Here is a 12,989-nt window from a genome sequence, read left to right on the forward strand (position 1 = left end):
TCCCCCTCGCCCGGCTCAGCGCGTTTCGAAAGTGATCGGCAGCGATTCGATAGTCCGCGTGGCCACCGTCGGGGTGTAGGTGATCTCGCTTTCCGGGATCGCCAGCTTGATGTTCTTCATCTGCTTCACGATCTCGCGCGCGGCGACCTTCACTTCCATGCGGGCGAGCGCAAGGCCGATGCAGCGGTGCGGACCGCCGCCGAACGCGACGTGACGACCGAGATTCTTGCGCTCGATGTCGAACTTGCGTGGTTCCGGGAACACGGTCTCGTCATCGTTGCCCGAGCCATAGACCAGCAACATATGCGCATGGGCCGGGATCGTCGTGCCGTTCACTGTCACTTCGCGCGTGGTCATGCGCGAAAGCGCGCGCACCGGCGGTTCGTTGCGCAGATGCTCCTCGATGAAGCGGTTGAGCTGGCGATCATCGTCGACCACGCTTTCGAGCAGCTCTGCCATTCCCGGCTTGGTGGTGAGGACATAGAACAGGTTGCCGATCGCGGTCGCGGTCGTATCGTTGCCGGCAATCAGCACCGCACGGCACAGCGAGACGGCTTCCTCGAACGTCAGCTTCTCCTTGGTTCCATCCTCGTTGGTCACTTCCGCGTGGACGAGGTCGGAAATCATGTCCTCGGTCGGATGGGCTTCCTTTTCCTTCATCTTGGCGATGAGGTAGTTCTGAAGCTCGGCGATCTGTGCCGCGTTTTCCAGCATGGTCTCACGGCTCTGCATCGCGCCAATCTGTGCGGTCACCGCGACCGACCAGCGGGAGATCTTGTCCTCCATGCCGTGATCGAGACCGAGCTGCTCGACGATCACGCGAATGGTGACGGGAATCGCGATGTCGCGAACCGCGTCGCACGTGTCCCCGCCCTTCGCGATGGCATCCGCGATGACTTCATGCACCACGGCGGTGATGCGCGGCTCCAGCTCCTTCACGCGGTGCGCGGTGAAGGCGTTTTCCATCAGCTTGCGGATGCGCGTGTGATAGGGCGGGTCCGACATGATCGCGTCGGGGAAGTAGCCGCCGCCATGCTCGCGCAGATAGGCCTCGAACTCCTCGCGCATGCCGCGCGCCTGCTGTTCGGAATAGCCGTGCTTGACCGAGAAGGTGACCGGGTCCGACTGGATGGCGGAGATGTCTTCGTGCCGGGTCACCAGCCACGAGCCCAGCTTCTCGTCGAAGTGGATCGGATCACCATGGCGCATGGCGCGGTAGAAATCGCGCGGACGGGCCTGGATTTCCCGGTCGGTAAGCGTCCCTTCCTTGAGCAGCCGCGCCTCCTCGGGAGTCAGCTCAAGCCGTTCGGAAATACGATCCTCGGAGGTCTGCGTAGCCATGGTGCCGTCCTGTCATCCTGCTCTGGCGTTGCGCACCGTTCATGCGGCCGACGCAACATCGAATATCCTGCCCCCTTCTATGGACGCCGCACCGGCACGGGGCCATGCCCGCCTTCGAAGCCGCGCTTGCCCCCATCTGCAAAGGTGCGTGAAAGCCGCAGGGCCGATTAGCAGGATGAAGCGGGCGCCACCGTGACTTCGATCCCGTCCAGTTCGGGCGACATCTTGATCTGGCAGCCGAGACGCGAATTGTCCTTCATGACGTCGGCAACCATGTCGAGCATCGCGAACTCGATGTCGTCCGGCTCGCCCACTTTCTCGAACCAGTCCTGGGCGACATAGACATGGCACGTCGCGCAGGCGCAGCCGCCACCGCAATCGCCCATGATTCCCTCGACGCCGTGCTGCTTGCCCAGCTCCATCAGGCTGACGCCCTCCTCGACATCATCGAAGGTTCGCGTCACGCCGTTCACGTCGGTCATGGTGACTTTCAGGTTGCCCATTGCTTGCGATTTCCTCTCGATATTGCGGCACCGGCATTTCGCTGCGGCGAATGCGGTTTCGCCATTCCCCATGCCTTAGGGCAAGGTGCTTTGCAAAGAGCCTCCCACGTGGCGGAACTTGACTGGCGGGGAACCGCAAGGGCGCACGCGCCGTCAGGGGAAACCGGTTCTGCACGGCCAGTCATTTGCCGCGACAGCCCCTCAAACTAACTTGCCGTTCCTGAAATCGGCAATTGCCGCGCCTGCGGCCGGCCGGGCAAGAGGAGAGGAAACGTGGGCCGGACCCTGATCCAGAACGCCACGATATTTACGGCCACCGGCGCGGACGCCTTCAAGGGCGACCTCGTGGTCGAGGGCAACCGCATCGTTTCGGTGGGCGCCGGGGCAAGTGCGCAAGGTGCCGACGAAGTGATCGATGCCAGCGGCATGTTCTGCATGCCCGGCATGACCGAAGGCCACGCCCACCTCTCGTTCGAGAACGTGGGCGCGACCGAGGACCTGATCACGCCGAGCCCCGAAACGCAGGTCTTTACTGCCGCGCGCGGCGCCAAGGCGCTGCTGGAGGCCGGCTTCACCAGTGCCTATGGCGCTTCCGAAGCCAAGCTCAAGTTGGCCGTCGCCGTGCGCGAGGAAGTCAACGCGAGCCGCCTGCCGGGGCCCCGCATCCGCGCGGGCGGCCTGGAAATCAGCGTGACCGGCGCGATGGGCGATGAGAGCACCGCGCACAATCCGCGCATCGGCCCTTCGACCATCGTCGACGGCGTGGAGGAAATGCGCAAGGCCGTGCGCACGCATTGCCGCGAGGGCATCGACAACATCAAGCTCGATGTCTCGGGCGACCCGTTCTACCCGAACACGCCGGGCCATACGACGCCGATGACCTTCGACGAAATCCGCGTCGCGGCCGAAACCGCGCATGCCTATGGCCGCAAGATCAATGCGCACACCCGCTCGATCGAAGGCTCCAAGTACTGCGTGCGCGCCGGCGTCGACGGCCTGTTCCACACCGAATATTCGGACGAGGAACTGCTCGACATGATGGAAGAGGCGAAGGACCGCATCTTCGTCGTGCCGACGGTCGGCCTCTTCGCCCAGATCATGGCCGGAGAAGCCGGCGCATTCGGCCTATCACCCGAAGTCGGCGGCTACATGAACATCCCCGAACTGCTCGAGAATTCGATTCGGACGCATACCGAGCTGCGCAAGCGCGGCGTACGCCACCTGATCGGCGGCGATTACGGCTTCTGCTGGAGCCCGCAGGGCACGCAGGGCCGCGATCTCAAGTCCTTCGTCGACCTCTACGGCTACAGCCCGGCCGAAGCGCTGATCTGCGCCACCCGCAACGGCGGCCTTGCCATGGGGTACAACGGCGAACTTGGAACGCTCGAAGCCGGCAAGCTGGCCGACCTGATCCTGGTCGACGGCGATCCGCTGGCCGACATTTCCGTCCTTTCCGGCCCCGAAAAGGTCGCGCTCGTGATGAAGGACGGCGCCATCCAGAAGATAAGCCCCGCCCTCGCCGCGAACCAGAAGACACCCGCGCTGGAAGCCGCGGAATAAGGAGCACAGTGCCATGAACGTCCAGACCGGAAAGCTGCAGCACGGAGAGGCCCGCCACCCCGACGTCAGCACCCAGGACATTATAGCCCGCGACAAGAAGAAGGCACCCGAATGGGTCGCCAGCGAGTCCTACGAATACCTCGGCAGCGAGGACATCGACACCACGCGCTACACCTCCGCCAAATACATGCAGGAGGAATTCAAGCGCCTGTGGACGCGCACCTGGCAGTTCGCCTGCCGTGAGGAGCACATCCCCGAAGTCGGCGACTACTACGTCTACGACATCGGCCCCTACTCGTTCATCGTCACCCGCGTGGCTAAGGGCGAGATCCGCGCCTACTTCAACGCCTGCCTCCACCGCGGCACCAAGCTGCGCGCATCGGGTACCGAAGGCGCCGCCACCGAGTTCAAGTGCAGCTTCCACGGCTGGAGCTGGAACATCGACGGCACCAACAAGTCGATGCTGTGCCCCTGGGACTTTCCGCATGCCGATCCCAAGGAATACTCGCTGCCCGAGGCACGCGTGCAGACGCTGGGCGGTTTCGTGTGGATCAACATGGACCCGGATGCCCCCACGCTCGAGGAATACCTCGGCCCCAAGGCGCTGGAACACATCAGGGCGTGGAAGCTGGAAGACCGCTACATCACCTGCCACGTGACCAAGCCAATCCCGTCGAACTGGAAGCTCAACATCGAGGCCTTCATGGAGGCCTATCACGTGCCCGACACGCACCCGCAGGTCTCCCCGACCAACGCGGACGTCAACTCGCAATACGACACCTACGGTGAGCACGTGAACCGCTTCATCTCGACGCTGGGCGTCGTCAGCCCCGAACATGCCGGCAAGTACACCGAGCAGGACGTGCTCGACATGTTCACCGTGGGCGACAGCTCGATCGTCACCGACAAGCCGCAAGTGCCCCAAGGCGCCACCGCGCGCCAGATGATGGCCGACATGTTCCGCGGCATGTTCGAACAGGCAACCAACACCGACCTTTCGAATGTCTCGGATTCGGAAATCCTCGACTGCTTCAGCTACACGATCTTCCCGAACACCTTCCTGTTCCCGGGCATTTCACTGCCGATGGTCTATCGTTTCCGTCCGAACCCGAAGAACCACCGCGAAAGCCTCTATGAAGTTCTGTTCCTGCGGCCCAAGCCCAAGGACGGCAGCTATGTCGAGACGGCCGAGCCGGTGCACCTCACCGCCGAGCAGTCGTTCTGCGAGGCCGAGGGCATGGACCCGGGCTTTGGCGGCATTCTCGATCAGGATACCGACAACCTGTTCCTGCAGCAGGAAGGCGTGGAGGCTTCGGCCAAGCCGGGCCTGACGCTGGGTGACTATCAGGAAATCCGCATCCGCCACTTCGAGAAGGCCGTCGACAAGTACATGGCGATGGAACCGAAGATCCCGAACTGGAAGGCACTGCAGCGCAAGTGACCTTCCCGCTTCACGGCAGAACAATACTGGTCGCCGGCGCCTCCTCGGGCATCGGCGCCGGTTTTTCCCGGGCCATCGCAGCAGCGGGCGGACGTGTGGTGCTGGGCGCGCGGCGTCTGGATCGAACACAGGCCCTTGCCGAAGAGATCGGCGAGGCCGCGCTCGCGGTTCAGCTCGACGTCACTGACGAAGCCTCTGTCGCTGCTGCCTTCGACGCCGCGGAGGCACGCTTCGGAACGGTGCACGGCGTGGTCGCCAATGCCGGTATCGGCACCGGCGGTCGCGCCACCGATGTGCCGGTGGATGGCCTGCGCGCCGTTCTCGATACCAACCTGCTGGGCAGCTACCTCGTTTCCCGCGAGGGCGCACGGCGACTGATCGCCTCGGGCAGCCGTGAACGCGGCGACGGGCGGATCGTGCTGATCGGCTCGATCACAGCACAGCAGAACGGCACCGGCGATGCCCTCTACGCCGCGACCAAGGCGGGGCTCGCCCATCTCGGCCGCCAGTTCGCGCGCGAATGGATCCGGCAGGGCATCAACGTGAACACCCTGCAGCCCGGCTGGATCCCCACCGAAATCAACGCCGAGTGGTTCGCCAGCGCGCGCGGCCGCGCCGAGATAGAATCCCTGTACCGGGGCCGCCTGCTTGACGCGGATTCGCTGGACGCCATGCTGCTCTACCTGCTCTCCGACGCCTCGCGCCAAGTGACGGGCTCGACATTCACCATCGACGACGGACAATCCCTGTGACACCCCAAACACCTGCGGCCCTTGCCGGCCTTGTCGTCATCGAAACCGCCGAACGGGCAAGCGGAGAATATGCCGGAAAGCTGCTTGCCGACCTTGGCGCGCAAGTCATCAAGGTGGAGCGCCCCGGCGGCGCGCCCACGCGCGCCATGGGGCCGTTCTGCAACGGCGAGAGCGCGCTGTTCGCCTATCTCAACACCAACAAGAAATCGGTCGTGCTCGATCTCGGCGAGCCGGAAGACCGGGCCATGCTCGACCGGCTGCTGGCGCGCGCCCATGCGCTGCTCGACGACCACGCCGAGGCCTGGTGCGAAAGCCACGGCCTGTCGCAGACCGCCGTGGCCAAGGCGCACCCTGCGCTCGTGCACACCGTCGTCACGCCCTTCGGTCAGGGCGCGCCCGCGGACATGCAGATCTGCCGCCCGATCAACGTCATCAACGCGGGCGGCTGGGCCTATCACAGCCCCAGCGAGACACCGCCCGACAAGCCGCCACTGAAAGGCTCCGGGCGCTTTCTTTCGGACTACGAAGCCGGGATCGACGCGGCGCTGTGCACGATGGCCTCGATGCTGCGCCTGCGCCGCACCGGGCAAGGCCAGTTCGTCGATATTTCCGAGGTGGAAGTGCAACTCAACCGCATCGACTGCGTGCTCGACCGCATGCTGGCCGGCGATGTCGATCCCAGCGCCGAGCGCACCGCCTACGACATGGGCGGTCCGGGCACCTCGTTCGCCTGTGCGGACGGCCACGTCTTCCTGTTCATGACCACGCGCCAGCACTGGAAGGCGCTGTGCGAACTGATGGGCGATCCCGACTGGACCGGAGATTTCCGTGAGGACTGGCTGGAGTTCGACTGCACCTCGCCCAATGTCGCCAGGTTCCGTGAGAACTTCACCGGCTGGATCGCGCGGCAGGAAAAACTGCCGATCACCGAAGCCGCGCAGAAAGCGGGCGTGGCCATGGTCCCGGTCAACACCGCGGCCGACCTCCCCCGCCACGAGCAGTTCATCCACCGCGAATTCTTCCAGAACGCCGAGCATCCCGTCTTCGGCAAGGTTGCCTATCCCGGCGCCTGCTACCGCATGAGCGCAACCCCGGTGCAGGTGCGCACGCCCGCCCCGGCACTGGGTGCCGATCAGGAGGAGACCCTCGATGCCGCATCCTGATCTTCAATTCATCGACCGGGGCGGCCCGCTCAAGGGCGTTCGCGTCGTCGAGCTGACCAAGGTCTGGGCCGGCCCCTATGCCGGCAAGATGCTCGCCCACCTGGGCGCCGAGGTCATCAAGATCGAGTCGATGAGCAATCTCGACGAGATGCGCGCCTATGGCGGGGTGGACATCAATTCCGCGCCCTATTTCCTCTCGATCAATCAGGAGATCCTCTCGGTCCAGGTCAACATGAAGACCGCCGAGGGGCTCGATCTGGTCAAGCGGATGATCGGTGAGGCCGACATCCTGATCGACAACATCCGCCCCGGCGCGATGGAGCGGTCCGGCCTCGACTACGAGAGCCTGAAATCAATCAAGCCGGACCTCATCCAGTGCTCGATCAAGATGTGGGGCACCGACGGGCCGCTCGGCTATCAGACCGGCTATGCCCCCTGCTTCGCCGCGCTCTCCGGCCTGACCGCGCTGGTCGGCCATGAAGGCGAGACGCCCAAGGGCATGAACATCCGTTACGGCGATTCCACTGTCGGGGCCTGCGCCGCGCTCGCCTGCGTCGCGGCGCTGCATCACCGCGAGACGACCGGCGAAGGCCAGTTCATCGACCTTTCGGCGGTCGAGACGATGACCAGCCTTGTCGGCGACAGCCTGTTCGCGTGGTCGGTGACGGGCGAGATGCCCGAATCCGACGGCAACTTCCATCCCGAGATGTGCCCCCACGGCGCCTATCCCTGCCAGGGCACCGACTGGACAAGTATCGCGGTGGCGAACGAGGAGGAATGGCTGGCGCTGTGCAAGGTGCTGGAGGCCCCTGCCCTCGCCGCCGATCCACGCTTCGCCACGCTGGCCGACCGGCTGGCCAACCGCCATGCGCTCGATGCAGAACTGGGCGCGCTCACCCGGCCGCACGATGCCGTAGCGCTTTCCGAAAAGCTCAGGAATGCGGGGGTTCCGGCCTTCAAGTCGATGAGTTCGATCGACCTTTGCACCGACGGTTTCCTGTGGGCGCGAGAGGCCTATCGCATGGTCTCCGACCACAAGGCCGGCACGCGCCCGATCATCGGTCCCTCGTGGCGCATGAGCCCCGATCCGGCGCAGATCGAACGCGGCGCCCCCCTCCTCGGAGAGCACAATGCCTATGTCTATCGCGAGCTGCTGGGCTTGCAGGAAGACGAAATGGACGATCTGATGGCGCGCAAGGTGATCGATTGAGACAGAGAGATCCTCCCCGATACGGGGAGGGGAACCATGCGCAGCATGGTGGAGGGGCACGGGCGGTTTGCATTCCGCCGAGAGGGTGCGCATCGCGGCCTGTGCCCCTCCACCACCCTGCGGGTGGTCCCCCTCCCCCAAGGGGGAGGATAAGGGAGAAAAGCATGAAGCTAGGCTTCGCGATGCCGCACATGGTTGAACTCAAGGCCATGACCCAGCCATGGGAAGCGGCGGTGACGGGTGCGGACCAGACCAGACTGGCGAAATGGGCCGAAAAGCTCGGCTACGAAATGATCGCCATTCCCGAGCACCACATCATCCCGCGCAAGCATGTCGAGCTATCCGGCGCACACTATTTCAATGCCTATACGGCGATGGCCTATATGGCGGGCGCTACGGAGAACATCCGCGTCAGTTCATGCATCGCGATCCTGCCCGCGCAGAACCCGATCGTCACGGCCAAGGCGCTCTCGACGATCGACTGGCTCTCGTCCGGCCGTGTGACGATCACGTTCGCGGTAGGCTGGCTGGAGGAGGAATTCGCCCTGCTCGGCGTGCCCTTCCACGAACGCGGCGCCATGGCCGAAGAGTACATTCAGGCCATCATCGAACTGTGGACCAAGGACGAGCCCGAATTCGAAGGCAAGTACGTCTCGTTCAAGGACGTCGCCTTCGAACCCAAGCCGGTGCAGAAGCCGCATATCCCCATCTGGTTCGGCGGCGACGCGGCGCCAGTGCTGAAACGCATTGCCCGCTACGCGCAGGGCTGGTGGCCGTTCCTGACCAAGCCCGAGGACATTCCGGCGAAGATCGACTTCATCAAGTCCCAGCCCGACTACAAAGGCCAGTTGGCCGACGTGTACTACGGCATGTCGACCGGGCGCGTCGGCAAGGGCCACAAGGTCGTCGACGATCCCGATGCCCGCGCCGGCCAGTCGAAGCAGGAGATCATCGACCGGCTGGGCCAGCTCAAGGATCTTGGCGTCACCTGGAGTTCGGTGCCGATCCCCGAGCTGAAGGCCATCGACGAATACTACGACTACACCCAGTGGATCGCCGAGGAGATCATGCCCGCGGTGAAATAGGGGAAAAAACACAAGGGAGAGAAACATGGCGACATTCGTGCTGGTGCATGGCGGCATGCACGGCGGCTGGTGCTACACCCGGCTTGCAGCGCTGCTGCGCGAGGCGGGCCACGAGGTGCATTGCCCGACGCTGAGCGGCCTGGGCGAGCGGCGCCATATGCTGCACGCGGGAATCGACCTCGACACCCATATCGAGGACATCGCCAGCTATCTGTTCCACGAGGACCTGCACGACGTGTACCTTGCCGGACATTCCTATGGCGGGATGGTCATAACAGGGGTTGCGGACAAGGCACTGGAGCGCGTGGGACATCTCGTCTTCCTCGACGCCTCGCATCCCAGGGACGGAGAATCGCTGACCGACGTTGCGCCGGGCATGATGGACATGGCCCACGGCTTCATGCGCGTGGAAAATGGCGTCGAAGTCGTCGAACTGCCCGACGAGGTTGCCGTACAGGCCTTTGGCCTGCCCGATCCGGAAGATTACGCCTGGGCGAAATCGCGCCTCTCGCCGCAACCCTGGAAGTGCTTCACGCAAAAGCTGCGGCTCACGCGCGAGGCCGAAATGCGGCGCATCCCGCGCACCAGCATCAACTGCACGCCGACGCTTGCCGTGCGCCCCGACGCCCTGCGGCACCGCAGTTTCGAGGCCGATCACCTGTTCGAGATCGATACCGGCCACGACCTGATGCTCACCGAGCCGCGCAAGGTCGCCGACATGCTGATCGAGGTCGTCGCCCGCTCGCAGGCGACCTGACCGCGCGGGCTTCGACCGCAGCCACGATCAATGATTTGCGCCACTTGACCTTTCGCCCGGCCGTGCGAACTGTCCGGGCTCATCGGGAGGGAAAGGATCCGTAGAGAACGGCACGGTCGAAGCGGCCATGCAGCAGCTCACCGGATGTTCTGGAACCGCCCCGCTCATGTAGATCTGACCCGGAGCATGCGATGTCCAATCCCCCTCGCCCAAAGCCCAGGCTGGAACAGGAGAACACCCCCTTCTGGACTGGCGGCGCGGAAGGCAAGCTCAACATCACCAAGTGCGGTGACTGCGGACAATACACCCATCCGCCCCGGGTGCTGTGCCGCCACTGTCTGTCCGAAAACGTGGCCCCCGAAGCCGTCGCCGGAACGGGCGTGGTCGAGACGTTCACGATCAACTACCAGCCCTGGGCCAAGGACCTGGAAGTTCCCTACGTGATCGCCCGCGTTTCGCTCGACGGCGTGCCCGGCGTGTTCCTGACCACGAACATCGTCAACTGCCCGGTCGAGGACGTGAATTTCGGCGATGCCGTGCGCGTCACCTTCGAGGAGCAGGACGGCATCTTCTATCCCCTTTTCGAGAAAGCGAACTGAGATGGCGAGCAAGGAAGCCTACATCACCGGCATCGGCCAGTCCGAAGTTGGCGTGCGCCTGCCGCGTCACCCGATGCTGCTCACTCTCGACGCCGTGCGCGAAGCGCTCGACGATGCCGGCCTGACGCTGGACCAGATCGACGGCGTCTTCACTTTCCCCGGCAAGTCGCCGGGCTACCTCGCCTTCTCGCCGATCGGGGCCGACGACCTGATCGACACGCTGGGCATCGATGCCAAGTGGCACATGGGCGCGATGGAGCAGCCCGCGCAGCTTTCCGCCATCGGCATGGCCGCCATGGCCGTTAAGCAGGGCCTGTGCCGCCACGTGATCTGCTTCCGCACGGTCTACGAGGCCGGCGGCATGACTAATCCCGAAGTCTACATGTCGGGCATGAAGCAGCCGACCGTCTCGGGCGCCTCGCAGTGGACCAGCCCGTTCTGGGCGACCTCGGCGGCGTGCTGGGTGGCGCAATACGCCTCGCGGCACATGCACGAGTACGGCATGACCCGCGAACAGCTGGCGCAGATCGCCCTCAACGGCTCCAGGAACGCGATGAAGAACCCGCGCGCCCGGGCGATCACCAAGGAAGAGCTGACCTTCGACAAGTACATGTCGGCGCGCCTGATCTCGACGCCGCTGTGCCTCTACGACTGCGACCGCTTCTCCGACGCATCGACGGTAATCATCGTCTCGGCCGGCGACGCGCTCGACGAAGTGAAGTGTGAGCCGGTGCGCATTGCCTCCATGGCCGGTTCGGTCGACCGCTACTCGTGGGATCAGGTCGACTGGTTCGCCGCCTACGAGACCGGCCAGGACCTGTGGAAGCACACCGACTACACCACCGCCGACGTCGACACCGCGCAGTTCTACGACGGCTTTGCCTTCCTGCCGATCACCTGGCTCGAAGGATTGGGCTTCTGCGAGAAGGGTGAAGGAGGCAAGTTCATCGAGGGCGGCTCGCGCATCGCGATCGACGGCGAACTCCCGCTCAACACCAACGGCGGCCAGCTCGGCGCCGGGCGTCTGCACGGCTTCGGCTTCGCGCACGAGGCCGTGACGCAGCTACGCGGGCTCGGCGGCGAACGCCAGATCCCGGGCGATCCCAAGGTGGCCGTTGCCACCTCTGGAGGCGGCCCGATGGCGGCAGCGCTGCTGCTGGCCAAGGACTGAGCTTACACCAAGTTCCGGTCCCGCGGGCTCTCCTCCCGCGGGGCCGGTTCGATCCAGAATTATTCCAGATCAGGCTCGGCAGATCGCCCCTGTCAGGTCGTAGACGAGGCCAGTTCCGGCCCGCTCGGCGTATTATCCCGCTTCGGCGCACGATGGCGCTTGAGGCCGATCAACGGGCGCAGCGGCCCGATCTCGCGGCCGACAAGATAGAACAGCCACGAACCGATCCCCACCGAACTGCACAGCAGCAGGAATTCGGGCAGCGCGGTAAGCCCCTTGTCGCGCACCCAGTAGCTGACGAAGACCATGATCGTCTGATGCGCGATGTAGACCGGGAACACCGCTTCGGCGAGCGTCGGGCGCCACTTGGAATCGTAGTTCCAGAAACGGTCGGCGATGCCGAACAGCGCGATCACCGTGCTCCAGCTCTGGACCGATTTCGAGAAGCACAGCGGCCCCTGCCATTGCGGCGGAGTGGGCGTGTTGCCGGGGAAGATCATGGTGTCCCCGGCGGTCCATGCGAAGCCGGCAACGGCAAGCACCGCCGCCAGCTTCCATTGCCGCGCAATGGCTTGGCGCAGCGCCTCCGACTGGCGCAGGAGGAAGCCGAACAGGAACATCCCGCCGTAATGGAGGTGCGCTGCACGGTCTTCGAGAATGCTGTGCATGTCGGTCCAGCCGTGCGGCAGGTATTCGCGCACAAGGTAGACTCCGAGAATCCCCAGGGGCAGCAGTGCCGGGCCGGATAACACGCGCTCGGCACCCTTGCGGATGGCATCGCGCCCGGACTGCGGCAGTACCGCGCGCACGGCGCACAGCCCCGCCGTATAGGCCAGCAGGTAGACCACGAACCACAAGTGCATGGTACGTGGCACGTATTCGTAGCGCACCTTCTGGAAGCTGAAGGCATCGTGGAGCATGTAGTAGAGATAGCCATGCTCGTAGCCCGAATTGACCAGCCCCATGTAGGGCTGCGGCGGGACCACCACGATGAGGCCGAAAATCAGCGGGATGCCGAGCCGCGCCAGCCGGTTTCGAAAGAACGGCCCGGTGTTGCCGCCATCCTTGGCAAGCAAGGCCGCGCTGGCATAGCCGGAAATGGCGAAGAGCAGCGACAGGCGCCACGGGCTCAGACCCAGCAACGGAATCTCGGCCCAGCTCACCACGCCGCGCGTGGGCGTCTGGTATCCCCAAGGCGTGAAGTTGAAACCGACGTGATAGAAGATCAGCAGGACGAATGCGCCAATGCGTAGCCAGTCCATCCCATAGTGGCGTTGCGGCGATGCAGGCTTCATTACGTCCCAGGTTCGTTGCGAAAGCGCGGTGGCTAGAGCCGAGGAGCCTTAGGCGCGTTAATCACACTCTGCAATCGCCCGCTTGCCCCCGGAAACGCTGCAGTGCAACGCC

General features: G+C 64.5%; 12 protein-coding genes. 9 read left to right on the forward strand and 3 right to left on the reverse strand.

What is annotated here, in order from left to right:
* Positions 1 to 15: 15 nt before the first annotated feature.
* Both NZK81_RS13215 and NZK81_RS13220 read right to left on the reverse strand, forming a co-directional pair.
* Positions 16 to 1,341 carry a cytochrome P450 gene (locus NZK81_RS13215; RefSeq protein ID WP_260046578.1) on the reverse strand — a complete coding sequence of 442 codons (1,326 nt, stop codon included), beginning with the start codon at positions 1,339 to 1,341 and terminating at the stop codon, positions 16 to 18.
* Between the two features lie 167 nt (positions 1,342 to 1,508).
* Entirely contained in the window at positions 1,509 to 1,844 is a 336-nt protein-coding gene (locus tag NZK81_RS13220; RefSeq protein ID WP_260046579.1) for a 2Fe-2S iron-sulfur cluster-binding protein, read from the reverse strand.
* A gap of 273 nt (positions 1,845 to 2,117) precedes the next feature.
* Between NZK81_RS13220 and NZK81_RS13225 the strand changes: the two genes are divergently transcribed.
* The 9 genes from NZK81_RS13225 (at position 2,118) to NZK81_RS13265 (ending at position 11,582) form a co-directional block, all read left to right on the forward strand.
* Positions 2,118 to 3,404, forward strand: a complete 1,287-nt coding sequence (locus NZK81_RS13225; RefSeq protein WP_260046580.1) for a metal-dependent hydrolase family protein — start codon at positions 2,118 to 2,120, stop codon at positions 3,402 to 3,404.
* A gap of 13 nt (positions 3,405 to 3,417) precedes the next feature.
* Positions 3,418 to 4,845, forward strand: a complete 1,428-nt coding sequence (locus NZK81_RS13230; RefSeq protein WP_260046581.1) for an aromatic ring-hydroxylating oxygenase subunit alpha — start codon at positions 3,418 to 3,420, stop codon at positions 4,843 to 4,845.
* The gene (locus tag NZK81_RS13235; protein ID WP_260046582.1) at positions 4,842 to 5,597 is read left to right on the forward strand and encodes an SDR family NAD(P)-dependent oxidoreductase; all 756 of its coding nucleotides are present in this window, start codon (positions 4,842 to 4,844) and stop codon (positions 5,595 to 5,597) included. Before NZK81_RS13230 ends, NZK81_RS13235 begins: the two co-directional genes overlap by 4 nt.
* The gene (locus NZK81_RS13240) at positions 5,594 to 6,760 is read left to right on the forward strand and encodes a CaiB/BaiF CoA transferase family protein (RefSeq protein ID WP_260046583.1); all 1,167 of its coding nucleotides are present in this window, start codon (positions 5,594 to 5,596) and stop codon (positions 6,758 to 6,760) included. Before NZK81_RS13235 ends, NZK81_RS13240 begins: the two co-directional genes overlap by 4 nt.
* Entirely contained in the window at positions 6,747 to 7,970 is a 1,224-nt protein-coding gene (locus tag NZK81_RS13245) for a CaiB/BaiF CoA transferase family protein (protein ID WP_260046584.1), read from the forward strand. The genes NZK81_RS13240 and NZK81_RS13245 overlap by 14 nt, the downstream gene beginning before the upstream one ends.
* Positions 7,971 to 8,134: 164 nt before the next feature.
* Positions 8,135 to 9,055 (forward strand): TIGR03619 family F420-dependent LLM class oxidoreductase, encoded by a 921-nt coding sequence (locus NZK81_RS13250; RefSeq protein ID WP_260046586.1) that lies wholly within the window; start codon positions 8,135 to 8,137, stop codon positions 9,053 to 9,055.
* Between the two features lie 25 nt (positions 9,056 to 9,080).
* Positions 9,081 to 9,812 carry an alpha/beta fold hydrolase gene (locus tag NZK81_RS13255; protein WP_260046587.1) on the forward strand — a complete coding sequence of 244 codons (732 nt, stop codon included), beginning with the start codon at positions 9,081 to 9,083 and terminating at the stop codon, positions 9,810 to 9,812.
* A 191-nt stretch (positions 9,813 to 10,003) separates the two neighbouring features.
* Positions 10,004 to 10,411, forward strand: a complete 408-nt coding sequence (locus NZK81_RS13260; RefSeq protein WP_260046588.1) for a Zn-ribbon domain-containing OB-fold protein — start codon at positions 10,004 to 10,006, stop codon at positions 10,409 to 10,411.
* Between the two features lies 1 nt (position 10,412).
* Positions 10,413 to 11,582, forward strand: a complete 1,170-nt coding sequence (locus NZK81_RS13265) for a thiolase family protein (RefSeq protein ID WP_260046589.1) — start codon at positions 10,413 to 10,415, stop codon at positions 11,580 to 11,582.
* 92 nt (positions 11,583 to 11,674) lie between these two features.
* Here NZK81_RS13265 and NZK81_RS13270 read toward each other — a convergent pair whose 3' ends face one another.
* Entirely contained in the window at positions 11,675 to 12,877 is a 1,203-nt protein-coding gene (locus NZK81_RS13270) for an acyltransferase family protein (RefSeq protein ID WP_260046590.1), read from the reverse strand.
* Between the last annotated feature and the right edge of the window lie 112 nt (positions 12,878 to 12,989).

Origin of the sequence: Novosphingobium mangrovisedimenti (assembly GCF_025153475.1) — a bacterium.
In the GTDB taxonomy this organism is placed as follows: domain Bacteria; phylum Pseudomonadota; class Alphaproteobacteria; order Sphingomonadales; family Sphingomonadaceae; genus Novosphingobium; species Novosphingobium mangrovi_A.

What these genes read in the sequence shown, in the direction of transcription:
- NZK81_RS13260 (WP_260046588.1), top strand. Translation starts at nt 10,004, where the DNA reads ATGTCCAATCCCCCTCGCCCAAAGCCCAGGCTGGAACAGGAGAACACC.
- NZK81_RS13230 (WP_260046581.1), top strand. Translation starts at nt 3,418, where the DNA reads ATGAACGTCCAGACCGGAAAGCTGCAGCACGGAGAGGCCCGCCACCCC.
- NZK81_RS13220 (WP_260046579.1), bottom strand. Translation starts at nt 1,844, where the DNA reads ATGGGCAACCTGAAAGTCACCATGACCGACGTGAACGGCGTGACGCGA.
- NZK81_RS13250 (WP_260046586.1), top strand. Translation starts at nt 8,135, where the DNA reads ATGAAGCTAGGCTTCGCGATGCCGCACATGGTTGAACTCAAGGCCATG.
- NZK81_RS13215 (WP_260046578.1), bottom strand. Translation starts at nt 1,341, where the DNA reads ATGGCTACGCAGACCTCCGAGGATCGTATTTCCGAACGGCTTGAGCTG.
- NZK81_RS13265 (WP_260046589.1), top strand. Translation starts at nt 10,413, where the DNA reads ATGGCGAGCAAGGAAGCCTACATCACCGGCATCGGCCAGTCCGAAGTT.
- NZK81_RS13255 (WP_260046587.1), top strand. Translation starts at nt 9,081, where the DNA reads ATGGCGACATTCGTGCTGGTGCATGGCGGCATGCACGGCGGCTGGTGC.
- NZK81_RS13245 (WP_260046584.1), top strand. Translation starts at nt 6,747, where the DNA reads ATGCCGCATCCTGATCTTCAATTCATCGACCGGGGCGGCCCGCTCAAG.
- NZK81_RS13270 (WP_260046590.1), bottom strand. Translation starts at nt 12,877, where the DNA reads ATGAAGCCTGCATCGCCGCAACGCCACTATGGGATGGACTGGCTACGC.